At 61.7% G+C, this 22,866-nt stretch carries 17 protein-coding genes; 14 read left to right on the top strand and 3 right to left on the bottom strand.

Annotated features, from left to right (window positions below):
* Nucleotides 1-114: 114 nt before the first annotated feature.
* The 3 genes from choV to ABID44_RS06775 form a co-directional block, all read right to left on the bottom strand.
* A complete protein-coding gene (gene choV / locus ABID44_RS06765) occupies nt 115-1,296 on the bottom strand; it encodes a choline ABC transporter ATP-binding protein (protein ID WP_354150927.1) in 1,182 nt (393 codons plus the stop codon).
* Complete coding sequence (gene choW, locus ABID44_RS06770) at nt 1,293-2,147, bottom strand: choline ABC transporter permease subunit (protein ID WP_354150928.1); 855 nt, start codon at nt 2,145-2,147, stop codon at nt 1,293-1,295. The genes choV and choW overlap by 4 nt, the downstream gene beginning before the upstream one ends.
* A gap of 192 nt (nt 2,148-2,339) precedes the next feature.
* Nucleotides 2,340-3,284: a choline ABC transporter substrate-binding protein gene (locus tag ABID44_RS06775; RefSeq protein ID WP_354150929.1), complete on the bottom strand. Its 945-nt coding sequence runs from the start codon at nt 3,282-3,284 to the stop codon at nt 2,340-2,342.
* Between the two features lie 343 nt (nt 3,285-3,627).
* Between ABID44_RS06775 and rpsU the strand changes: the two genes are divergently transcribed.
* The 14 genes from rpsU (at nt 3,628) to ABID44_RS06845 (ending at nt 22,802) form a co-directional block, all read left to right on the top strand.
* Complete coding sequence (gene rpsU, locus ABID44_RS06780) at nt 3,628-3,903, top strand: 30S ribosomal protein S21 (protein WP_354150930.1); 276 nt, start codon at nt 3,628-3,630, stop codon at nt 3,901-3,903.
* Nucleotides 3,904-4,099: 196 nt separating this feature from the next.
* Entirely contained in the window at nt 4,100-5,188 is a 1,089-nt protein-coding gene (locus tag ABID44_RS06785; protein ID WP_354150931.1) for a hypothetical protein, read from the top strand.
* Nucleotides 5,189-5,219: 31 nt separating this feature from the next.
* Entirely contained in the window at nt 5,220-6,365 is a 1,146-nt protein-coding gene (locus tag ABID44_RS06790; RefSeq protein ID WP_354150932.1) for a hypothetical protein, read from the top strand.
* Between the two features lie 21 nt (nt 6,366-6,386).
* Nucleotides 6,387-8,300, top strand: a complete 1,914-nt coding sequence (locus ABID44_RS06795) for an AAA family ATPase (protein ID WP_354150933.1) — start codon at nt 6,387-6,389, stop codon at nt 8,298-8,300.
* Nucleotides 8,301-8,333: 33 nt separating this feature from the next.
* On the top strand, nt 8,334-9,632 hold the full coding sequence (locus tag ABID44_RS06800; RefSeq protein WP_354150934.1) for a DUF6638 family protein: 1,299 nt from the start codon (nt 8,334-8,336) through the stop codon (nt 9,630-9,632).
* Between the two features lie 20 nt (nt 9,633-9,652).
* Entirely contained in the window at nt 9,653-10,786 is a 1,134-nt protein-coding gene (locus tag ABID44_RS06805) for a DUF2333 family protein (protein ID WP_354150935.1), read from the top strand.
* Nucleotides 10,787-10,928: 142 nt separating this feature from the next.
* Complete coding sequence (locus tag ABID44_RS06810; RefSeq protein ID WP_354150936.1) at nt 10,929-12,608, top strand: formate--tetrahydrofolate ligase; 1,680 nt, start codon at nt 10,929-10,931, stop codon at nt 12,606-12,608.
* An 84-nt stretch (nt 12,609-12,692) separates the two neighbouring features.
* Complete coding sequence (locus ABID44_RS06815) at nt 12,693-13,745, top strand: M14 family metallopeptidase (RefSeq protein WP_354150937.1); 1,053 nt, start codon at nt 12,693-12,695, stop codon at nt 13,743-13,745.
* 215 nt (nt 13,746-13,960) lie between these two features.
* Nucleotides 13,961-16,150 (top strand): anthranilate synthase, encoded by a 2,190-nt coding sequence (locus tag ABID44_RS06820; RefSeq protein ID WP_354150938.1) that lies wholly within the window; start codon nt 13,961-13,963, stop codon nt 16,148-16,150.
* Nucleotides 16,151-16,196: 46 nt separating this feature from the next.
* Nucleotides 16,197-17,108 (top strand): cation diffusion facilitator family transporter, encoded by a 912-nt coding sequence (locus ABID44_RS06825; RefSeq protein ID WP_354150992.1) that lies wholly within the window; start codon nt 16,197-16,199, stop codon nt 17,106-17,108.
* Between the two features lie 122 nt (nt 17,109-17,230).
* Nucleotides 17,231-17,524, top strand: a complete 294-nt coding sequence (locus ABID44_RS06830) for a putative quinol monooxygenase (RefSeq protein ID WP_354150939.1) — start codon at nt 17,231-17,233, stop codon at nt 17,522-17,524.
* A gap of 177 nt (nt 17,525-17,701) precedes the next feature.
* Nucleotides 17,702-18,751 (top strand): AbrB family transcriptional regulator, encoded by a 1,050-nt coding sequence (locus ABID44_RS06835; protein WP_354150940.1) that lies wholly within the window; start codon nt 17,702-17,704, stop codon nt 18,749-18,751.
* Between the two features lie 389 nt (nt 18,752-19,140).
* A complete protein-coding gene (leuA, locus tag ABID44_RS06840) occupies nt 19,141-20,856 on the top strand; it encodes a 2-isopropylmalate synthase (RefSeq protein WP_354150941.1) in 1,716 nt (571 codons plus the stop codon).
* Between the two features lie 236 nt (nt 20,857-21,092).
* Nucleotides 21,093-22,802 carry a tetratricopeptide repeat protein gene (locus ABID44_RS06845; protein ID WP_354150942.1) on the top strand — a complete coding sequence of 570 codons (1,710 nt, stop codon included), beginning with the start codon at nt 21,093-21,095 and terminating at the stop codon, nt 22,800-22,802.
* Nucleotides 22,803-22,866 lie beyond the last annotated feature (64 nt).

Here is a 22,866-nt window from a genome sequence, read left to right on the forward strand (position 1 = left end):
GCGCTGACGCCTTTGGTGGAGCATCGGAATAATCCCAAAACCGCGGGCGCTTTTCGGCCCGACGCGCTATCGGACACTGACCTGCCTCCCCCGAAAAAACGGCGCTGCGTCAGCCTATCGCTTCAGAACCGCGTTCAGCACGTCGCGAATGCCGATGGAGCCGACGAAGCGTGACTGTTCGTCGAACAGCGCCACCGGCGCCGTCTGCGAGCGCTGCATCGCCAGCATAACTATTTTCAGCGAGGTGCCGGGCGTCGCCCAGAACACCTGCGAGCCATTCTCCGGCAATTTTTCCACATCATTGCACGAGACCCAGTCCGCTGGCTGGCCGTTGCGTTCGGCAGCAATGACCAGATCCTGCGCATCCAGTCTGAAGCGCGTTGTGGCGCGACGGTCGAGCCACACCCAGCCGTCGACGTCGTGCTCAAGCTCGTGCTTCATGCGCATCACGTTCCACGCCGTCAGCACCGACAGGGGATTCACATTGGCGATGAAGTCGCGCACATAATCGTTGGCCGGCTGGAGCACGATATCTTCCGGCGAGCCGGTCTGCACGATGTGCCCGCCCTCCATGATGGTGATGGAGGTGCCGATCTTGAGCGCCTCCTCAAGGTCATGGGAAACGAAAATGATCGTCTTCTTCAGCTTTGCCTGAAGCTGAAGAAGCTCATCCTGCAACTTGGTCCGGATCAGCGGATCGAGCGCCGAAAACGGCTCGTCCATGAGCAGGATCGGCGCTTCGGTGGCGAAGGCGCGCGCCAGTCCCACCCGCTGCTGCATGCCGCCCGAAAGCTCGTGCGCGTATTTCTTCGACCATTGGTCAAGACCGACCAGCTTCAACTGGCTGGCGACGCGCTCGCGCCGTTCCGCGTCCGGCACGCCGGCAAGCTCCAGCCCGAAGCCGACATTTTCTTCCACCGTCCGCCACGGCAGCAAGCCGAACTGCTGAAAGACCATCGCCACCTGCTTCTGGCGCAGGTGTCTGAGCGTCGCGTCATTGCAGGTCACGACATCGACCATGCGGTCGCCGTCATGAACCATCACGCTGCCGCGGCTCACCACGTTGAGGCGGTTGACCGCCCGCAGCAGCGTGGACTTGCCGGAGCCCGAAAGCCCCATCAGAACCGATATGTCGCCTTCCTGCACCGTAAGATTGGCGCCCGCGCAACCAAGGACGGCCCCGGTCTTTGCAAGAATCTCGTCGCGTGAGGCGCCTTGGTCGATCATTTCAAGGGCGCGCGCCCTCTCCTTGCCGAAGACGATGTCTACATTGCGGAACTCGACAGCGACAGTCATCGGCTGGCTCCCGTGCGAACCCGGCTTATGCGGTCGAGAATGATGGCGATGATGACGATGGCGAGGCCCGCTTCCAGCCCGAGCGGAATATTGACCGAGTTCAGCGCCCGGACCACCGGCTTGCCGAGACCGTTGGCCCCGATCAGGGCGGCGATCACCACCATCGACAGCGAAAGCATGATGCATTGGGTGAGGCCGGCCATGATGGTGGGCATGGCGGCGGGAAGTTCCACCTTCCACAGAAGCTGGCGTTTCGTGGCGCCGAAGGCTTCCCCCGCCTCCAGCATCGGCTTGGGCACCGAGGTGATGCCGAGATAGGTCAGCCGGATGGGCGCCGGAGACGCAAAGATCACCGTGACGATGAGGCCCGGCGCGATGCCGAGACCGAAGAGAATGAGCACCGGGATCAGATAGACGAAGGTCGGCATTGTCTGCATCAGGTCGAGGATCGGCTGGAGGATGCGATAGCCCCGCTCATTATGCGCCGCCCATATGCCGATAGGCACGCCGATCGCCATGGAAGCTGCGGTGGCGCCGACCACCAGCACCAGCGTCTCGACCGTATCCTTCCACAGGCCCTGATTGATGATGAAGCCGAGGCCGATCGCTACGGCGAGAGCCAGCTTCCATGAGCGCTGCACCCACCAGGCGAGCGCCGCGATGAGCAGCACCACGACGACCGGCGGCAGCCACAGAAGCAGGTCGATCAGGCTTTGCAGGACCCATGTGACCCCGTCGGCGATCGCATCGAAGAACCATTCGAAATTGGTGGTGAGGAAGGTGAAGAACGACCTTCCCCACTGCCCGACCGGGATCTTGAAACTGGCGATCAATGCCGAGACCGGATCCATCTCGCCCCCTTGTTTTTGTCCTTGTCAAAGCGCCCTGCGTCTTTTCGGACGCACCAGGGACGCTCTACACTTGGATTGAGCGTCGGAATAACCCGAAAACCGATTCCACTTTCGGCCCGATGCTCTGGAACGACGGCGGCCGACCGGTCACGATCGCCCGCCGTCTGCTTCACATGATGGCTGGCGCGGCCCTCAAAGGCCGAGCGACGACTTCACTGCCGCAGTCGCATCGCCGCCGTCAAAAGTCGTCACGCCTTGCAGCCAGGGCGTGATGGCGTCGGGATTGGCCTTCAGCCAGGCGGTCGCCGCCGCCTTGGGCTCCGCGCCATCGTTGAGGATCGCGCCCATGATCTCGTTCTCCATCTGCAGGGAGAACACGAGGTTCTTCAGGAACGCGCCCATATTCGGGCATTCGGCCACGTAGCCGGCGCGCACATTGGTGAGCACGGTGGCGCCGCCATAATTCGGACCGAACACGTCGTCGCCGCCCTCAAGATATTTCATGTCGATGTTCGCGTTCATCGGGTGCGGCTCCCAGCCGAGGAACACGACATCCTGCTTCGAGCCGACAGCCTTCTGCACCGCGGCCAGCATGCCGGCCTCGGAGCTTTCCACCAGTTCGAAACCGGCGGTGTCGAACTTGTTCTCGGAAATCATGTCGAGCACGACGCGATTTCCGTCGTTGCCGGCCTCGATGCCGTAGATCTTGTTGCCGAGCTTATCCTTGAATTTGGCGATGTCCTGGAAGCTCTTCAGCCCGGCCTCATAGGTGTAGGCCGGAACGGCGAGCGTGTATTTCGCGCCTTCCAGATTGGTCACCACCGTATCGACCGTGCCTTTCTCCTGATAGGGCTTGATGTCGGCTTCCATGGTCGGCATCCAGTTGCCGAGGAAGACGTCGATATCCTTGGCCGCGAGAGAAGCGTATGTGACCGGCACCGACAGCACCTGCGTGTCGGGCTGGTAGCCAAGCGCTTCGAGGATAACGGATGCGGTGGCGGTGGTGGCGGTGATATCCGTCCAGCCGACGTCGGCAAAGCGGACGGCCTTGCAACTGTCGGGTTCGGCAGCAAAGGCGGCGCCGCTCGCCGCCACCGACAAGGCGAGCGAAAGCGCGATCGATTTCAAGCTGGGCATTCTCTTCTCCCATTCTGGCTCGTGAGCGGCGCCGGGCGGCCCGCCGAGGTTATGATTTAGTCAAGCCAAACATTATTCTCATTTCCTTTCAACCGGTAACACATTGCCGTTAACGCCCCCTGTTGGTTGATCGACGACATCCTGCCGGGCCAGGTTGAGGAAATGCGTACGCAGCGGGGCGACGCCCCATTCCGCGCAACCGACAATAAATCGGTGGAAACGTGCACAATCGCCGATTTTATCCTATATAGAAGCAATCCGCCGGGATGTTTCGCTGCATCGTTTCAGCCGAACCGATTCAAATCCCATCATTTTTCAGCATTTGCAGAAAGAAGGAAGTTCATTGCAGGTACTCGTTCGTGACAACAACGTCGATCAGGCCCTCCGGGTCCTCAAGAAGAAACTGCAGCGCGAAGGCGTTTTCCGTGAGATGAAGGCGCGCCGCGCCTATGAGAAGCCATCCGAGCGCCGCGGCCGCGAAAAGGCTGAAGCTGTTCGCCGTTCGCGCAAGGCGGCCCGCAAGCTCGCCATTCGCGAAGGGCTGATTGCCGGCCCGCCGAGGAAGCCGCGTCCGCAGGCCCGTCCGGCACGGCCGGCAGCCTCCGCCCCCGCCTCCTGAGCGCAAATCCGTTCATTCCTCGCCCGCCATGCGCCAGCCGCAGGCGGGCGTTTTTGTTTTTGCGGGCCGGTGCGCCATGGCCGCATTTCTGATTTTTCATGGAAGCGGCCGCGTTGCGCCTTTCCATGAAGAAAGCCCCTGCCTATATTCGCCGCTCGCGAAACTGCGAATTTCATCCCGTATGCTGGAGGGCCGAATGGCGACGTTGCAGAATTTCGACGCCGAGATTGCAAAAACGAAGCAGGCCGTCGAGGACATGCGCTCGCGCATCGAACACTCCGGCTCCGTGCTGGAGACACTGGCCAGCGCCGACAAAACTATCGGCGACGCCAGTTTCGACATCGAGAACGCCCGCATTCAGGACGTTCTCAACCAGCAGAAGGTGATGGAAGCCAATATCGCCGATCTCATCATCGGGCTGGAGGACGCCACCAATATCTTCGGCGCCGAATTCGAGAGCATGAAGAATTATTCGGCGTGGGAAAAATTCGTCGGTATTTTCTCGCGCCAGCGCCAGCAGCGCCTCCGCTCCGAACGCGTGCGCAACATGTCTCTGGCCGGCAACCTTCAGGAATTGCTGACCAAGTCCGACACCATCGTGGGCGTTCTGAAGGGGCAGAAGGAAGTTCTCGACCAGCGCTACAAGACCTCCGAGACAAGCCTTTCCACCGTGATAGAGCGGCGCAAGGCGACCATCGAGAACCTCACCACGACCCAGAAGCGCATCGAGGAACTGAATCCGCTGCTGCTCGACATCGAAAACCGCATCGCCGCCTCCACCAACCAGAGCGAGCGCACGGAACTGGAAGGCGAGCGCTCGAAACTGGCGACCGAATACAATGAGAGGCAGGCGAAGGAGCAGGAGCTTCTGGCCGAGAGCCAGACGCTTGAACGCTACACTTCCATGTTCCAGACCTTCGTCGATTCGCTCAACAATCAGATTGCGGCGCAATCAACGCTGATAAACAAGCTGGCCATCGATACCGAGCAGCGCATTGTGCTCTACAAGGCGCTGGAAGATTCGCTGAAGACGGCCGCCCAGCAGGATGTCGCCCACAAGATCAACACGCTGGGCTCTCGCGTCGACACCACGGCCGAAGAGACCATGGCCGGCATCGGTGCGGCGGCGCAGAAGCACATCGGCGACCTGCTCGAGCTGCACGAAAAGAACATGGTGGCCACCGCCGACATCCAGCGCCGCAAGAAGCTGGCCGACGACGCCTTCGCCCGCCGTTTCGACGACGTGCTGCGCAAGCACAATGCCGCTGACTATGTGAAGGCATAGGGCGGGGCGAAGGCAAAGGGCAGAGCCTTACATGAACGCCGAAACCGACGCCGCCGCACGCTACTTCTCCTCCATCGCGGCGGCGCTGAGCGGGCTGGAGGTGTTCCTGCGCGACGACCGCTCGCCACTCTACCGCCACGACATCGTCGCCTCCGTCGTGGCCGAATACATAGCCCGGCTGGAAAAATCCTTTTCCTGCTGGCGAAACCGGCTTGGCTTCCAGGAAAGCTTCCGCATCTCGCGCGCCGAAAGCGGCTTTCCGGTGTTCCAGAACGTTCTGGAGCTGGAGAACGACCGCAAGCAGGCCGAGGCGCGCCTCGCCACCATTCCGCAGGCCAACGAGTTACGGCAGGAGATGGCCGACTTCATCCTGCGCAACAAGGAATTCCCCGAAGCGCTGCAACGCTCCATGGCCGAGCGACTCTATCTGGAGGACGTGGAAAGCAAGGAGACCTTCGGGCCATTCTCGCTCGCTCAGACGATAAGGGTTTCGGTGAACTCGAAATCCGGCCTGCCCTATTATCTGGTCCACTGGGCAAGCTTCGACGGGGCGGCGAACCTGCCGCTGGTCTATATGGCGACGGTCGAGGATTCCTCCGATTCGATGGTGCGTCAACTGGTCGACAAGGACCGCCGGCTGAACGGCAAGGTGAAGATTCCCCTGCCCGTCGACGGTCTGCTCAATCCGGAACTGGCGCACAGGTTCGACGATTTCACCGAGCGCAATTCCGCCTATTCGCTGTCGCCGATCACCATCGCCAGCAACCTCGACAAGGATTTCGACACGCTGCACCCCAAGCAACTGCGCCGTGTCGTACTCGGTCCCTTCTATTCGGCCGGCATCACCGAAAACAATTCGGTCGTCAACGAGGTGCTGGAGCGGGTGCGCAAGCCGGACAACGCCTGGCTGCTGACCTGGACCGTGCAGGAAGTCTTTTCCAAGGGCGAGAAATCCGGCCGTCGCGGGCTGTTCTCCTCTTCCAGGACGACACAGGAATTTCACATCGACACCGATGATCTTGAAGCCACGCGCCAGGGCGTTTCAGCCTATGAGAACCATGCGCTGGTGCCGCACGAGGCTTATCAGGCGCTTTACGCCGCCGGCGAAACTCAAAAGATATTCGCTGGCTACAAGGTCCACATCCTGTCCAACGGGCAGGTGATTTCGGATGTGTGAGTTTAGCCAAGCAGAGGTTCCATGGATACCGGCCTGACCGCCATTCCCGAAGCCACGATCGAGAAGCACCGCGCCACGGCGCAGAGCTTCATCACCCGCATCGTCGTGCTGGAAGACCCTTCACGGGATGCGGGAACCCCGCTGGCCGGCACCAACCGCCGCTTCGTCTCCACCGTCTCCACCGGCTCCGTGCGCCGCACGCGCGAGGTGGAACTGGCAAAAACCGTCGGCGCGGTCCACCCCGACGACCAGTTGCTGTCCATTCCCCAGCACACGCTGCTTTATCGCGCGCGGCGCGGCATTGCAGTGGCGCTGGCCATTGCCGAAGTGTTCGCGCAGGGCTCCGACCTTGAGGACCTGCAAGCCCGGAACGCCCGCGCGCCCTTGCAGGGCGACGACGCCGCGCGCTTCAAGAAGCTGCTGTCGTCCTCCGCCTACATCGCGGCGTTCAGCTTCGCCGCCTATCTCTATCAGCTGATCGACAGCGACGGTGAAGCTCCCAACGACATCTCCGAACCCGATTTCCTGTTCGACACGCCGCAGGATGCGGTGAAGTCGATCGTGGCCGGGCTCGACCGGGCGCTCGCCGGCGCGAAGGATGACGCCGACCTGATGGCGCGAGCCCGCTCCTTCGCCCGCATGGCCATCGACGGCCTCTTGCAGCGCAAGACCAGGCTGGACGGCGCCCTCGGGCCTTTCGAGAACAGCCACATCCGCATCGACGCCGACGATTTCACCCTCGACGGCTTCGATGTCGCGCCGAGCAAGCGCGCCAGACCGCTGGTCATGACCTTCAAGAAGCCGGAGGAAGTGGTCGGCAACCACATCGCCAAGTACCAGTCGGTCAAGCTCGCCAGGATGTTGATGGCCTATGACTTCGACCGCGAACTGAATCCGTTCGTGGAACTGGGTGGCTTCCTGTTCACCTTCATCGGCGACGGCGCGCCGGGCACCGGCAAGACGACGCTGATCCAGATGATCGCCGGCCTCGTCAACGACTATTGCCAGATCGCCGGCTATCCCTTCGTCTACGAGAATTTCGGCGTCGACCAGATTTCCTCCTATCAGGGCAAGTCCGGCCAGAACTGCCGCCAGTTCATCAAGAACGTGCTCAATCCGCGCGCCATCGGCTTCGGCACCATCGACGACATCGATCAGGTGGCGGCAAGGCGATCCGACGACCGCGCCTCGGCCGGCCAGCAGGAAATCACCGGCGTGCTGATGGACGCCTTCGCGGGCGCGGCGACCGTGGTGCGCGGCAACTGCGCCTTCGGCATGTTTTCCAACTATCCCGAGAATGTCGACGATGCGCTGCGCCAGCGGGCCGGCGCGCGCTGGCTGGTGGACGGGCCGCAGACGCGCGCGGATTACATTGACATCTTCGTGCTTCTTGCTGGAAAGAATCACGAAATTCCGCTGGGACAACACCAGCTCTATGCCGCGCAGGAAATCCAGCGGGCGGTTGCGGAAGCCTATGAAGGTCACGCCAGACCGCAGGAAGACGGGCTCGCGCGCGTCTATGAGCGCTACCTGAAGGAGAACGGCGAGCCGAAGACGCTGGCCGATATCGGCGACTACCTGCATCGCATCAAGGAGGCCGAACCCCGCTTCACCGGCCGCGCCATCAAGAACGTCACCGACGCGATCAAGATGCGCGCCATGGACATCGAACTGCCGGACGAGTGGTTCGAGAAGCCCGAGACCTTCATGCACAAGTCCTACGACGACAAGAAGGCCATGATCGAGGACCTGCGCGGCCCCTTCTCGCTCGACATGGTGATGCAGGAGATCAACCGCTACGCCGATTCCGAATTCCGCTACGCCGACAAGTCCGACGACGCGGCGGTGGAGAAACTGCTGCGCGATGTCCGTCTGCGCGAACGCGCCGCTCGCGAAATGGAGGAATTGAAGAAGAAGGGGCTGTGGAATGCATGACGTTCGCACCGCCTCGCCGGGAGTGAAGGGCTGATGCCGTCCCGCTTCCCCCTCCTGCGTGACAGCGCCCTGATCTACGGCCGCCTTCTGACGGTTGACGAGCCGCACCTTGTCGAACGCTACAACAAGGCGCTGAAAGCCTTCGGCCTGTCGCCCACCGACCTGCAATCCTTCGAGATCGACCGCACCGGCTTTTCGCCGCAGATTGCGGAAGAGCTTGGCGATTACAGCTATCTCGATCCGAACGGCATCAACCGCCGCTTCATCATCCTGACACCGGCGCAGATCGATCTGCCGGTCGTTCACACAGCATTTTCAAACACATCGCAATTGATGTTCGAGTTCATGACCCGCAACCAGCGGGCCATCAACGCGCTCACCATCAAGGATGTGATCTACGGCGAGATCGACGACTCGGTCTCGACCGTCGAGGACATCGAGGACCTGCTCTCCATCAATCAGGTCGAGTTCCGTGTGCTTTCCGCCGAGGACGTGCTGGGCAAGGCGGCGGAACTGGGCACGCTGGTCGACCGGCTGAAGCAGGAGCCCGACGCCTGGCGCGACGACGACATGCTCAACCGCATGGTCGAACTGGCGCGCATCTGCGGCGACATACGCGAGAACGCGCTGGTCCCCGATCAGGTCATTTTCCGCCACAACGCCTATTGGACCAGCCATTTCGGCGGTCTTTACGTGTTTGTCGACCCCGACACGACCACGGTCATTTGCGACCCCTCCGCACCCGGATTCCGCCGCTCGCGACCGTGGCAGGTCAGCTATCTTTCGATCTTCGACGCCGACCGCGTGTTCCGCTTCCTTGCTGAATCCGGCCGTCTGGAACTGCCGCGCGCCTCGTGGATCGACGCCTCCGGCTATCTTGAACACCGCGCCGAGATGGTGGTGCGCGGCCTGATCCGCGAGTCCGAGCCGAACCGCAACCTTTCGAATGTCGACAAGATCTGGCTTCAGACATGGATCCATAACAACGCCGAGCGGATCAGTCAGGACGGCAATTTTCCCTTCCTCAACGCGGCCAAGCGCGAGATCAACCAGCTTGGCCAGTTGCGGATCGATGAAGTGCCGCCAAGGCAGCGTTTCCTCGTGGTGCGGGCGAAACCGGACCATCCGGACGCCTGGCTCACCAACCGGCTGATCTCCGATTTCGTGCCGTTCGACTTCATGTCGCGCTACATCTTCAACAAGCAGGGGTTCTACGCCGATTACGAGGGCTTCAGCCAGAACTGGCGCGCCCATGTTGTGGATGTGCTGAAAACCGCATATCTCAGGAACAAGGCGGCGTTTCGCGCCCGCCTCTACGGCCTGACCGACTGAACCGCAGAAGGGTGCAACGCATGCTCGACCCGGTCGTGAATTTCATAACCCGGATATTCCACTGGATCGGACGGGCCATCGGCTTCGTCGTCGGCGTCATCCTGTGGCCCTTCATGTGGGTCGGGCGCTGGTATCTCCAGCGTGGCCTCATGCTGCGGGCCATCGTAGGGGCGATTCTGGCCGTAATCGTCCTGATGTACGGCTATTTCTTCTACGTCACCCAGTTCTGGACCGGCTTCAACCCGGATTATCCGGCGGCCCTTGTCGAAGCCCGCGACGCCACCGGAGCGGGCGATCCCGTTACGCCGAACGCCGTTTCCGCCACCGTCGCCGGCGAACCCGCGCCGACCTGCAAACCGTCGGCGATCGCCGCCACCTCGGCCGACCTGATCGATTTCAACGTAAACCAGAACGCATGGATTTCCTCCATGGTGCTGTCCAAGCTCGGCCTGTTCGGCATCGAGTGGAGGAACACGCCGCTCTTCGACAACAAGGCGGCTTTCCAGCTCGGCATCAATCAGGTCATGCGCCGCACCACCACGGAATTGGTCGACACGCTCGGCCGCGTGCGCGGCACCTCGCAAATCGACCAGAATCTCCAGAACGCCCGCACCAATCTCGCCTGGAACGAAACCGCCTGGTACGTCGGCTGGCGTGGCCCGACCCGCCCCACCCCCAGCGTCTATCGCGAGGCGATCACCAATCTGCGCGCCTTCAACACCACTCTTGAAAAGTGCCAGTCGACCTTCGACGCCCGTGCCGACAACCTGATGCAGTTCCTCGACCGCATCGCCGGCGACATCGGCTCGACCTCCGATATACTGCGCCAGCGCATAGAAGCGTCAGACGCCGGCTGGTTCGATCTGCGCGCCGACGACCGCTTCTGGTTCGCCTATGGGCAGCTCTACGCCTATTACGGCATTCTGGTCGCCGCCCGCTCGGATTTCGCATCGGTGATCGCCGAGCGCAACCTGACGACGCTGTGGACGCGCATGGAGGGCCAGTTGCGCGCGTCGCTCAACGTGCAGCCCTGGATCATCTCCAATGGCGACGAGTCCAGCGCCTTCTTCCCCTCCCACCTGGCGACCATGGGCTTCAACCTTTTGCAGGTGCGCTCCAACATCGTGGAACTCCGCTCCATTCTCGACAGGTGAGGCAGGCCGGGCATGCAGGCGCCCTGTCGCTTTCTGTTTATTGAGCGCCTGTTTTGGAACGGCGAACGCCCCTCCTCACAGGTTTCTATCCATGCTCCGGGCAGCCGGTCTCAGGCGAACAGACAAAAACAGGGACGCATCTATGGCCGAAGTGAAATCCGACATTCAGATCGCACGCGCCGCAGCCAAGAAGCCGATCCAGGAGGTCGGAGTGAAAATCGGCATTCCGGCCGAACATCTGCTGCCCTACGGGCATGACAAGGCGAAGATTTCCGCCGCTTTCATCAAGTCCATTCAGGGCAATGAAACGGGCAAGCTGATCCTCGTCACCGCCATCAATCCCACACCCGCGGGTGAAGGCAAGACGACGACCACCGTCGGCCTCGGCGACGGGCTGAACCGCATCGGCAAGAAGGCGATCATCTGTATCCGCGAAGCGTCGCTGGGGCCGAATTTCGGCATGAAGGGGGGCGCCGCCGGCGGCGGCTATGCGCAGGTCGTCCCGATGGACGACATGAACCTCCACTTCACCGGGGATTTTCACGCCATCACCTCGGCCCATAACCTGTTGTCGGCGCTGATCGACAACCACATCTACTGGGGCAACGAGCTTGGCATCGACACCCGCCGCGTCGCGTGGCGGCGCGTCATGGACATGAACGACCGGGCGTTGCGCCAGATCGTCGTGTCGCTGGGCGGGGTGGCCAACGGCTATCCGCGCGAAGCCGGCTTTGACATCACCGTCGCTTCGGAGGTCATGGCGATCCTGTGCCTGGCGCGCGACCTGAAGGACCTGGAGCAGCGGCTGGGCGACATCATCATCGCCTATCGACGCGACAAGAGCCCGGTCTTCGCCCGCGACCTGAAAGCCCATCGGCCGATGGCCGTTCTGCTCAAGGATGCGATTCAGCCCAACCTGGTGCAGACGCTGGAGAACAATCCGGCCTTCGTGCATGGCGGCCCATTCGCCAACATCGCCCACGGTTGCAACTCGGTGATGGCGACCTCGACCGCGCTCAGGCTGGCCGACTATGTGGTCACCGAAGCCGGCTTCGGCGCCGATCTCGGCGCGGAGAAATTCTTCGACATCAAGTGCCGCAAGGCCGGCCTCAGGCCCGCCGCCGCCGTTATTGTCGCCACAGTACGGGCGCTGAAGATGAACGGCGGGGTGAAGAAGGAGGGCCTCGGCGCGGAAAACCTGGAAGCGGTGAAGAAGGGTTGCGCCAATCTTGGCCGCCATATCGAGAACGTGAAGCAGTTCGGAGTGCCGGCGATCGTTGCGATCAATCACTTCCACACCGACACCGACGCCGAGATTCAGGCGGTGAAGGATTTTGTCGCGACGATGGGCGAAGAAGCGGTGCTGTGCAGGCACTGGGCGCAGGGTTCCGCCGGTATCGAGGAACTGGCCCACAAGGTTGTCGAACTCGCCGAATCCGGGCGCTCTCAGTTTGCGCCGCTTTACGGAGACGACCTTGGCCTGTTCGACAAGATCGACACCATCGTCAAGCGCATCTACCGCGGTTCGGAAGCCACTGCCGACAAGAGCGTGCGCGATCAGCTCCATATGTGGGAGAAGCAAGGCTATGGCAACCTGCCGGTCTGCATGGCCAAGACGCAGTATTCCTTCTCGACGGATCCCAACCTGCGCGGCGCTCCAACCGGGCATACCGTTTCCGTGCGCGAGGTGCGCCTGTCGGCCGGAGCCGGCTTCGTGGTGGCGATCTGCGGCGAGATCATGACCATGCCCGGCCTGCCATCGAAGCCGTCGTCGGACAATATCTACCTGAACGAGGATGGCGAAATCGAAGGGCTGAGCTGAAGCCCTTGCGCGAACCCTGAAATCGTTTCAGGCTGGTCTTGCGGCCGGCGCCCTCAGGCGCCGGCTTTTTGATGGAGACGATGCATGCGCAAGTCGATCGAACGGATAGAGGCGGACACGCAAGGCGTGTTCTATGAATTTCCGGTCTACCGTTTCGAGGGTTCTGCGCCGGATGCGCCGTCCGCCTACCTTCAGGCTGCGCTTCACGCCGGAGAACTGCCAGGCGTCGTCGCTATCGATGCGCTGATGCCTCTGCTCAGGACTGCGGAGAAAGAAGGCCGCATCCGCGGCGCGATCACCCTCGTACCATGGGCCAATCCCGTCGGCCGCGCGCAATATCACTTCACCACCCATGAGGGCCGTTTCCATCTCGGCACCCGCACCAACTTCAATCGGGATTTCCTGCTGGTGGAGAAGCCGGACCCGGCCCTTCTGCCGGATGAAGCGACGCTTTCGACCACCGATCAGCGCCTGAAGGCCCGTTTGCTGAAGCTCTCGCTCGGCCACGACATCGTGTTGGACCTGCATTGCGACGATGAAGGCGTGCCCTATCTCTACGTGCCCGAACCATTGTGGCCGGCAATGGCGGACTGCGCCGCGGCGATGGGCGTGGAGGCCGTGCTTCTGTGGCAGGACGAATGCGGTTCCGCTTTCGACGAAGCCTCCATCAACCCGCATCTTGGCCGTGACAGGGCCGAGCTGGAACGTATGGTCGTCACCACGGTCGAGTATCGCGGCATGGCCGATGTCGATGCTGGTCTTGCGCAAGAAGATGCGCGGGGCCTCTATCGCCTGCTCGTCGCACGCGGAGTGATCGAGGATGCGTCCCTCCCTCCTCCCGGTCCGTTCAGAGGCGTTGTCGCGCCACTGGAACACGTCGAGATGATGGCGGCCCCCAGGGCCGGCGCTATCCTCTATCATGTGAAGCCCGGCGAACGGGTGGAGCGCGGAGCAAGGCTCGCCACCATCGTATATGCGCCTGGCGAGGCGGACGGCCGCGTAGATGTGATCGCGCCGCAGGCAGGCTACATCCTCACCCGGCGCAGCCACCGCATCACGCGCAGCGGCGAAGACCTGCTCAAGCTGGTTGGCGCCGAACGCAGCCCCGATGCACGCTCCGGAACCCTTGAAGCCTGAACCATCGTGAATCCGCTTGCCGGTCTCCGTGAAGGCCGCTATGGAAGTCGCATGAACACGCACTTCTCGACCTTTGCTTGGTGGTGGGCCTGCTGAAAGCGGCCTTCTAAGCGCGTGAGCGTGAAAATGGTGGGTGGCCGCAACGGATGTCCGGGCGGCCATTTTACGTTTCAGCCCCCCCAAAGTCCGTTGCCAGACAACGAACGGAGAAGGCAATGACGGTGGAAATTCTCGAGAACGGGGCGGAACGCTTCACCACGGCAGGGGGTATTGCGATCACCCGGCAGCGCCATGAACGGCCCTATTCCGGCGCGATCGAAGCCTATATCGACGGGCTCAATTCGCGGCGTGGCGCGGTCTTCTCCTCCAACTACGAATATCCGGGCCGCTATACGCGCTGGGACACCGCCATCATCAATCCGCCGCTGGTCATTTCCGCTCACGGCCGCTCCATGCGCATCGAGGCGCTGAACGAACGGGGCAAGGTGCTGCTGCCGGCCCTTCATGCCGCCGTTTCCGAGCTTTCCGAGGTTCGCATCACGCAAGCCGACGGCGACCTGATCCTGATCGAAGTGAACAGGCCGGATCGCACGTTCACGGAAGAAGAGCGCAGCCGCGCGCCATCCGTGTTCACCGTACTGCGCGCCGTCACCGCCCTTTTCCGTACGACGGACGACAGCAATCTCGGCCTCTACGGCGCATTCGGCTACGATCTCGCCTTCCAGTTCGATCCGGTCGAGTACAAGCTCAAGCGTTCGGAAAGCCAGCGCGACCTGGTTCTGTTCCTGCCAGACGAAATCCTCGTCGTCGACCACCATGCGGCCAAGGCCTGGACCGACCGCTACGACTATGCCGGAAGCGGCTTCTCGACCGAGGGCCTGCCGCGTGAAACCCCGGACGCGCCGTTCGTTCCCTCCAGCCGGATTCCGCCGCGCGGCGACCACCAGCCCGGTGAATATGCGTCGCTGGTGCGCAGCGCCATGGCGAACTTCAAGCGCGGCGACCTGTTTGAGGTCGTGCCCGGCCAGACCTTTTATGAGCGCTGCGAGACGCAGCCGTCCGACATCGCCCGCCGCCTCAAGAGCATCAACCCTTCCCCCTATTCCTTCTTCATCAATCTGGGCGAACGGGAATATCTTGTCGGCGCCTCGCCGGAAATGTTCGTGCGCGTGAGCGGCCGCCGTGTCGAGACATGCCCCATCTCCGGCACGATCAAGCGCGGCAAGGACGCCATCGAGGATGCGGAGCAGATCATAAGGCTGCTTAACTCCAAGAAGGACGAAAGCGAACTGACCATGTGCTCGGACGTGGACCGCAACGACAAGAGCCGGGTTTGCGAGCCGGGTTCCGTGCGTGTCATCGGCCGCCGTCAGATCGAGATGTATTCGCGTCTCATCCATACGGTCGATCATATCGAGGGCCGGCTTCGGGAAGGCATGGACGCTTTCGACGCCTTCCTCAGCCATGCATGGGCCGTCACCGTCACCGGCGCGCCGAAATTATGGGCTATGCGGTTCATAGAGAACAATGAGAAGAGCCCGCGCGCCTGGTATGGCGGGGCCATCGGCATGGTGCATTTCAACGGCGATCTCAACACCGGCCTGACGCTGCGCACCATCCGCATCAAGGACGGCATCGCCGAAGTGCGCGCCGGCGCAACACTGCTGTTCGATTCCGTCCCTGAGGACGAGGAAGCCGAAACCGAATTGAAGGCATCCGCCATGCTCTCCGCCATTCGCGACGCAAAAACCAGTGATAGCGCCTCCGTCGAACGGGCCACCGCCCGCGTCGGTGAGGGATTGAACATCCTGCTGGTCGATCATGAGGACAGTTTCGTTCACACGCTGGCCAACTATTTCCGCCAGACCGGCGCGAATGTCTCCACCGTGCGAACGCCCGTGGCCGAGACGGTGTTCGAAGAGTTGAAGCCCGATCTGGTGGTGCTGTCGCCCGGCCCCGGCACGCCGAAGGATTTCGATTGCGCCGCCACCATCAGGAAGGCGCGACAGCGCAAGCTGCCCATCTTCGGCGTCTGCCTCGGCCTTCAGGCGCTTGCCGAAGCCTATGGCGGCGAATTGCGCCAGCTTGCGGTTCCCGTCCACGGCAAGCCCTCGCGCATTCGCGTGTCGAAACCGGGCATCATCTTTTCCGGCCTGCCGAAAGAGGTTACGGTCGGGCGCTATCACTCCATCTTCGCCGATCCGGCCCGCCTGCCGCGCGAATTCGAGGTGACGGCGACCAGCGAGGACGGCACCATCATGGCCTTCGAGCACAGCAAGGAGCCGGTCGCGGCTGTGCAGTTCCACCCCGAATCGATCATGACCCTGGGGGGTGACGCCGGCATGCGCATGATCGAAAACGTAGTGGCTCATCTTCCCCGCAAAGCCCGGGAAAAAGCAGCCTGATTCCCAGAGGGCGGCCGGAATGGAGATGGAACGCGTGCATCACGACATGAAAGCTTCAAAGCGCAGGGTGCAAACCCTCGCCTTCTGGTCGATCGTGATCGCGCTCGGCGTCATGGGGCTGAAATTCGTCGCTTGGCGCATGACGGGCTCGGTGGCGCTCTATTCCGATGCGCTGGAATCCATCGTCAACGTCATCACCGCAGGGGCTGCGCTGTGGGCCATCCGCGTCAGCCACAAGCCGGCCGACAGCGACCACCCCTTCGGCCACCACAAGGCGGAATATTTCTCCGCCGTGCTGGAGGGCGTGCTCATCGTCGTGGCCGCGCTGCTCATCATGGCGCAGGTCTGGGATTCGATCAGTGCGCCGCAGCCCATGGAACAGCCCTGGGAAGGCCTTGCGGTGAATGGCGTCGCCGCCGTGATCAACGCCGCCTGGGCGGCGCTGCTGATCCGCTCCGGCCGCAAGGCCCGATCCCCCGCGCTTGTGGCGGACGGCCAGCACATCATGACCGATGTCGTCACTTCGGCCGGCGTCATCGTCGGCCTCGTCGCCTCGGTCTTCACCGGATGGCATGTGCTCGACCCGCTGCTGGCGCTGATCGTGGCGCTCAATATCCTTTATCAGGGCTGGAAGGTGATGGGGGATTCGCTGAACGGCCTCATGGATCGCAGCGTGGATATGGAAGAGCAGATGCGCATCCGCGACATCATTTCCGTCAACTCCAAAGGCGCGCTTGAGGTCCATGACCTCAAGACCCGCATCGCCGGGCGTGCGACGTTCATCGAGTTCCATATGGTGGTGGACGCCGACATGCCGGTCGGCGAAGCGCATGTCATCTGTGATCGCATCGAGGACGCGCTCAGGGAAGACAACCCTTCCGTTCGCGTCACCATTCATGTCGAGCCGGATGACGAAGCAAAGCTGCCAAAGGGCAGCGTTGCGGTTCCCTTCGCTTGAATCACCTTCTCAACCGGAACCGGTAGAGCCTTGTAAGGGTTATGCTTGCGCATTCCGACAAGCTGCACGATCCTGTGACGAGCGGGGCTTGGAAGGAGACTGGAACGGCCGAGGAGGATTCCATGTACGGACTGATCGGGAAATTGCGCGCAGCTCCAGGCAAGCGCGAACAGCTTCTTCAGCTCATCCTTCAGGCCACCGGCGAGATGCCGGGCTGCCTCAGCTACGTCGTCGCCCGCGACCCGGCGGACACGTCAGCCCTGTGGGTGACCGAGGTCTGGACGGACGCCGAAAGCCACAAGGCTTCGCTGGAACTGCCGCATGTTCAGGAAACCATCGCCAAAGCGCGGCCGCTGGTGACGGGGTTCGAGTTCCAGATCGAGACCGAACCGGCAGGCGGCGTCGGCCTGACCTGAGCCGGTCCGCAATTGCGGGTTCGCTTTCGCAGTGAAAAGGTTCTATCACCAGCCCGCCACCCCGAAATTAGCTGACAATATTTCGGCCGCGCACTTTCGCTGCCCTGAAATTTCACTGCCTACTCGCTTATGGATCAGATCGCCAAACCACCTGAGGATAAAACCGGAACGCCGCGCATGGCGCGAGCGAAACCGGCCATGCAATGGATTGTCCTCCTGCTCCTTTCGGGCGTGCTGGTCGTCGTCCTCGAACTTGCAGACGTGCCCGCCACGCTGTTGATCGGGCCGATGCTGGCCGGAATCGCCGCGGGCGTGGGCGGCGCAACCGTGCGCGTGCCGATGCCGGCCTTCAGCCTGGCGCAGGGAGTGATCGGCTGCCTGATCGCAAACTCCGTCTCCGCCGATATTCTCGGCCTGTTTTATACGCACTGGCTGCCGATCCTGAGCGCGGTGTTGGCGACGCTTGCTGCGTCGGCCTTTCTTGGCTGGCTGATCAGCCGGTTGCATATCCTCCCCGGAACGACTGCGTTATGGGGATCGGCGCCCGGCGCTGCAGCCGCAATGGTGCTGATGTCCGGCGCCTTCGGCGCCGATCAGCGTCTCGTCGCCGTCATGCAATATCTGCGTGTGATCATCATTTCCGTGTCGGCCTCACTGGTCGCCAGCCTGTGGATCGACACATCGCAAATAGCGACGCCGGATATCGTCTGGTTTCCCGCGCCCGGAACCGGGCTTCTCGCCGCGTTGGCGGTGGCCGTTGTCGGTTCAAGATTCGGCAAGATCCTGCGGTTGCCCACGCCGTTCTTCCTCGGCGCGATGCTTATCGGCATGATGCTGCATCTCGGCACGGGGCTGGAATTCGACCTTCCACCCTGGCTGCTGGGCGTCAGCTATGCGCTGATCGGTTTGCATGTCGGGTTGAGCTTCACCAGACAGGCGCTCCACCACGCCATGCGCGCCCTGCCCCAGATCCTCGGGTCGATAGCTGCATTGCTGGTCTTCTGCGGCGCGCTCGGATGGCTGCTGAGCCGTGTCCTCGGCATAGACCCGATGACGGCCTATCTCGCCACCAGCCCCGGGGCGATGGAAACCATCGCCATCATCGCCGCGGCCACCAACAATGTCGACATCTCTTTCGTCATGGCCCTCCAGACGGCGCGATTCATGATCGTTCTGCTTGCCGGCCCACCGCTGACACGGCTCCTCGCGCGAAGATTGACGGCGTAGGCCCACGCGTATTGGGATCAGTTTATCTTATTGTTTAAAAACAATATTTTTTAAAAATCGAAGCCTGCATTATGGTTCGTTTTTCTAAAAAGCTTGCCTCTGTCAAACGGCTCCTGTAAGAGAACGCGCATGAACAGGCGTCCCGCATCCGCTTCCAACCGTCCGACCGGCATTTCCGGCGAGACGTTGCGCGCGCTTGCCTCCACCCTTCTTCTTCTGGGCCTTATCGGCGATCGCCGGGTTCGCTGAAGGAGCGCCCGGCGGTCGATACCGCCGCCCGGCAATATGCTCCTTGGCAAACCTGTATTCGACGACCCGATTTTTTGTTAGGCCACCCCTGATCCAATGGCAGCCGCAAGGCAGGTCAGTGGGAAGCGGAGAAGAAGACGATGAACGTAAGACAACCTGTTAGCGCCGGTTCCAGCCGCAAACGCATGCCCGATGCGGCGCAAAAGTACCATCCCTTTCCCGCACCGGACCTGAAGGACCGCACCTGGCCCGCGAAGCGCATCGAAAAGGCGCCGATCTGGTGCTCGGTGGATTTGCGCGATGGTAATCAGGCGCTGATTGATCCGATGGGACAGGACCGCAAGGCCCGGATGTTCCGGCTGTTGCTCGACATGGGGTTCCCGGAGATCGAGATCGGATTTCCTTCCGCTTCCCAGACCGACTTCGATTTCTGCCGCTGGGCGATCGAGGAAGGCGACGTGCCCGATGATGTCGATTTGCAGGTGCTGGTGCAATGTCGCCCCGAACTCATCACCCGCACCTTCGAGGCGCTGGAAGGCGCAAGCTCGCCGATCATCCATTTCTACAATTCGACCAGCGAATTGCAGCGTCGCGTTGTCTTCGCCAAGGACGTTGGCGGCATCAAGCAGATTGCGACCGACGCCGCCAAGATGATCATGGACATGGCGGCGAAAGCGGGTGGCGGCTACCGTTTCCAGTACTCGCCTGAGAGCTTCACCGGCACCGAACTGGAGGTGGCGCTCGAAATCTGCAACGCCGTGATCGAGATCGTGGAGCCGACGCCGGAACAGAGGCTGATCGTGAACCTGCCCTCCACGGTGGAGATGAACACCCCCAATGTCTACGCCGACCAGATCGAATGGATGTGCCGCAACCTCGATCGCCGTGACAGCCTGATCGTGTCGCTGCATCCGCACAATGATCGCGGGACCGGTATCGCCGCCACGGAACTGGGCCTGATGGCGGGCGCGGACCGCGTGGAAGGCACGTTGTTCGGCAATGGCGAGCGCACCGGCAATGTCGACGTCGTGACGCTGGCGCTCAACATGTACACTCAGGGCATAGATCCCGAACTGGATTGCACCGATATCAATCGCATGAAGGAGGTCTATGAATACTCCAATCAGCTCAAGATCGCCGAACGGCATCCCTATGTGGGCGAACTGGTTTACACGGCCTTTTCGGGTTCCCATCAGGACGCGATCAACAAGGGCATGACGGCCCTGAAGAAGGCCAACTCACCAGTCTGGGAAGTGCCCTATCTGCCGATCGATCCACAGGATGTCGGCCGCTCCTATGAAGCCATCATCCGCATCAATTCGCAGTCGGGCAAAGGCGGCATCGCCTACATCATGCAGACCGACTACGGCATCAATCTTCCCCGCAATCTGCAGGTCGAATTCCGCGAAGTGATCCAGGAGATAACCGACGAGGAAGGCAAGGAACTTCCATCGCGCCGCATTCACGAGGAGTTCCAGCGCATTTATGTCGACCAGCCCGACGGCCGCTTCAAATTCATAGATCACCACACCTATCCGGACACCGGGGTGAAGGGTCAGCGCATTCTGGAAGCCACGATCATTGACAATGGCGACGAGACGAAGATCGAAGGTGTCGGCACAGGGCCGATCGACGGTTTCGTCGATGCGCTCTCGCGCCATATCGGCGTGCCGATGTCGGTGCTCGACTATTCCGAGCATTCGCTGCAAAGCGGTTCCAACGCCTCCGCCATCTCCTATGTCGAGATGGAACATCCGGGTGGACGCCTGTTCGGCGTCGGTATCAACACCAACATTGTCGCCGCTTCGCTCGAAGCGATCGTATCGGCCGCAAACCGTATCTTGGCCGGTAAGTAATTGTTAACCAAAGGGCCGGTTACCACGAGAGCGCCGCGCGTCCTTCCGGACGAATAATGGATTCTCTAACCCTTTGATCGAGCATCGGAATAGACCGAAAAGCCACTTAGGTTCTTCGGCCCGAGGCTCTGGGTAACCGGCCTTTTTCCTGTTCGCCTTTCCCCGGCCAGCGCTTGTCCGTAACGACAGGAACTCTATATGATCGGCCTTCTCGCCGGCCATGAGAGGTTCGACATTTGCAATCCGAAACGCCTGCCGCCCCCGTGGTGCGCAAGACGCTTGAACGGGTGCTCGCCAGCAACGCCTTCAGCCGCTCGGAGCGCGCCCGCGACCTGCTTCGATATCTCGTTGAACGCGAGCAGGCCGGTCAGGCCGATCGCCTGAAAGGCTTCGCCATTGCGGTCGATGTCTTCGGCAAGGATGTCGATTTCGACCCCTCGACCGATGCGGTGGTTCGTGTTCAGGCCGGACGCCTGCGCGAGCTCCTCCAGCAATACTCCGCATCCGAGGGCGCATCCGACCCGTTGCGCATCGTCGTTCCGCGGGGCGGCTACATACCTGAATATGTGCAGAATGGACCTGAGCCCTGCCCCGCCGATGTGGAAGAGGCGCAGCCTTCACAACCCGAACAGATCGCAGCCGATGCAACGGGCCCCTCCCTTTCGCGCCAGATCAATTTCATGTGGGCGGCCATCGGCTTGCTCGTGGTCTCGTTGGCGGTATTGTATCTGCGCCAGACGCAACCGGCAGGACATCAGCAGGCCAACATGCTGCCGGAGGCGTCGCTGACCGGAAGCATAGGCACGCAGGCGCCAGACACGCTTCCGGTAATCTATATCAGCACCGCCGGTGACGCAGTTGAACAGGCGGCGATGCTGGCCACGTTGCGCAGCGGCCTGTCCGGCTTCGACACCATCGATTTCATCGGTCGCGATTTCGAGGGTAAATCCGATCCCGTGTCACAGGCCATGAGCTTCGTGTTCAGGATCGGACCGGGACGCCAGCCCGGCGGCGTGACCGTGGAACTGCAGAACATCGGAAACGACCGCGTCCTGCTTTCCCGGACGTTCGAGGCTGATGAGATTGGCTCTTCACGTATCGAAGACAGCGTGGCGGCCTTGCTCAGCACCACCACGACAGCTTCCGGCACAATCTATGCCTACATCGAGCAGGCCGGCGTCCAGACCGGCCTCACACGCTGTCTGCTTCTTAACGACGACTATTATCAGGACCCGATCCCGGCGGTGCACAAGGCTGCCTATAGCTGCTTCGAACAACTGATCGGGGAAGGCGGAAAATCACCGCTCATCTACTCGGAAATGGCGGTTCTGCATTTGCAGGCGCTGACCAGCCGCTACGACTATCCCGAAAATGCGTCACACGAAAAGGCGCTGTCCATGGCTCATCGCGCCGTCCAGATGGGTGCGGCCAGCGCCTATGCGCATCGGGCCTACGGATATCTCAATTCGCGCCTCGGCAACGCCGAAGAATCCATACGCTGGATGCGCAAGGCCTACGAACTCAACACCTATGACCTGTCGATGGCGGCAGCCTATGGCTATGGCCTGATCTTCGCGGGCGATTACGTGCAGGGAACCCCGATCATGGCGCGCGCCGTCGATGGCTCCAGTTCACGCCCGTCCTGGTGGGATTTCGGATTGTTTCTCGGCCAGTTCATGCGCGGCGACATGAAGATGGCGGTAAACGCCGCCGAATCCCTCAAGCCGGCTGCGCCTCGCTCGCATTATCTGGCGGCGAGGCTGATTGCGGCTGGCTATACGAAAGATACAAGAGCGCGCGACCAGCTTATCGCCACCCTTTCCGAAAAATATCCGCGCTTCGTCGCCAATCCGCGACGGGTGTTTGAACAGCGGGAGTATCCGCCGGACATGGTGGAGAAGCTCGTGGAAGCGCTGCGTGCCGCGGGCCTCGACAAGGCGGATTAGCGGCGTCGAGATTGTCGCACCCATTCCGCTTTGAACGCGCAGTTGCTATGTTAAATGCAGCTTA

It is taken from the genome of Aquamicrobium ahrensii (genome assembly GCF_040545755.1).
Classification (GTDB): Bacteria; Pseudomonadota; Alphaproteobacteria; order Rhizobiales; family Rhizobiaceae; genus Mesorhizobium; species Mesorhizobium ahrensii.

Excerpts from the sequence above, each read along its gene's own strand:
- choV (WP_354150927.1), bottom strand. The coding sequence starts at position 1,296 with ATGACTGTCGCTGTCGAGTTCCGCAATGTAGACATCGTCTTCGGCAAG.
- ABID44_RS06785 (WP_354150931.1), top strand. The coding sequence starts at position 4,100 with ATGGCGACGTTGCAGAATTTCGACGCCGAGATTGCAAAAACGAAGCAG.
- ABID44_RS06815 (WP_354150937.1), top strand. The coding sequence starts at position 12,693 with ATGCGCAAGTCGATCGAACGGATAGAGGCGGACACGCAAGGCGTGTTC.
- ABID44_RS06810 (WP_354150936.1), top strand. The coding sequence starts at position 10,929 with ATGGCCGAAGTGAAATCCGACATTCAGATCGCACGCGCCGCAGCCAAG.
- ABID44_RS06795 (WP_354150933.1), top strand. The coding sequence starts at position 6,387 with ATGGATACCGGCCTGACCGCCATTCCCGAAGCCACGATCGAGAAGCAC.
- choW (WP_354150928.1), bottom strand. The coding sequence starts at position 2,147 with ATGGATCCGGTCTCGGCATTGATCGCCAGTTTCAAGATCCCGGTCGGG.
- ABID44_RS06825 (WP_354150992.1), top strand. The coding sequence starts at position 16,197 with ATGAAAGCTTCAAAGCGCAGGGTGCAAACCCTCGCCTTCTGGTCGATC.
- ABID44_RS06835 (WP_354150940.1), top strand. The coding sequence starts at position 17,702 with ATGGCGCGAGCGAAACCGGCCATGCAATGGATTGTCCTCCTGCTCCTT.
- ABID44_RS06830 (WP_354150939.1), top strand. The coding sequence starts at position 17,231 with ATGTACGGACTGATCGGGAAATTGCGCGCAGCTCCAGGCAAGCGCGAA.
- ABID44_RS06800 (WP_354150934.1), top strand. The coding sequence starts at position 8,334 with ATGCCGTCCCGCTTCCCCCTCCTGCGTGACAGCGCCCTGATCTACGGC.
- ABID44_RS06805 (WP_354150935.1), top strand. The coding sequence starts at position 9,653 with ATGCTCGACCCGGTCGTGAATTTCATAACCCGGATATTCCACTGGATC.
- leuA (WP_354150941.1), top strand. The coding sequence starts at position 19,141 with ATGAACGTAAGACAACCTGTTAGCGCCGGTTCCAGCCGCAAACGCATG.
- ABID44_RS06790 (WP_354150932.1), top strand. The coding sequence starts at position 5,220 with ATGAACGCCGAAACCGACGCCGCCGCACGCTACTTCTCCTCCATCGCG.
- ABID44_RS06775 (WP_354150929.1), bottom strand. The coding sequence starts at position 3,284 with ATGCCCAGCTTGAAATCGATCGCGCTTTCGCTCGCCTTGTCGGTGGCG.
- ABID44_RS06820 (WP_354150938.1), top strand. The coding sequence starts at position 13,961 with ATGACGGTGGAAATTCTCGAGAACGGGGCGGAACGCTTCACCACGGCA.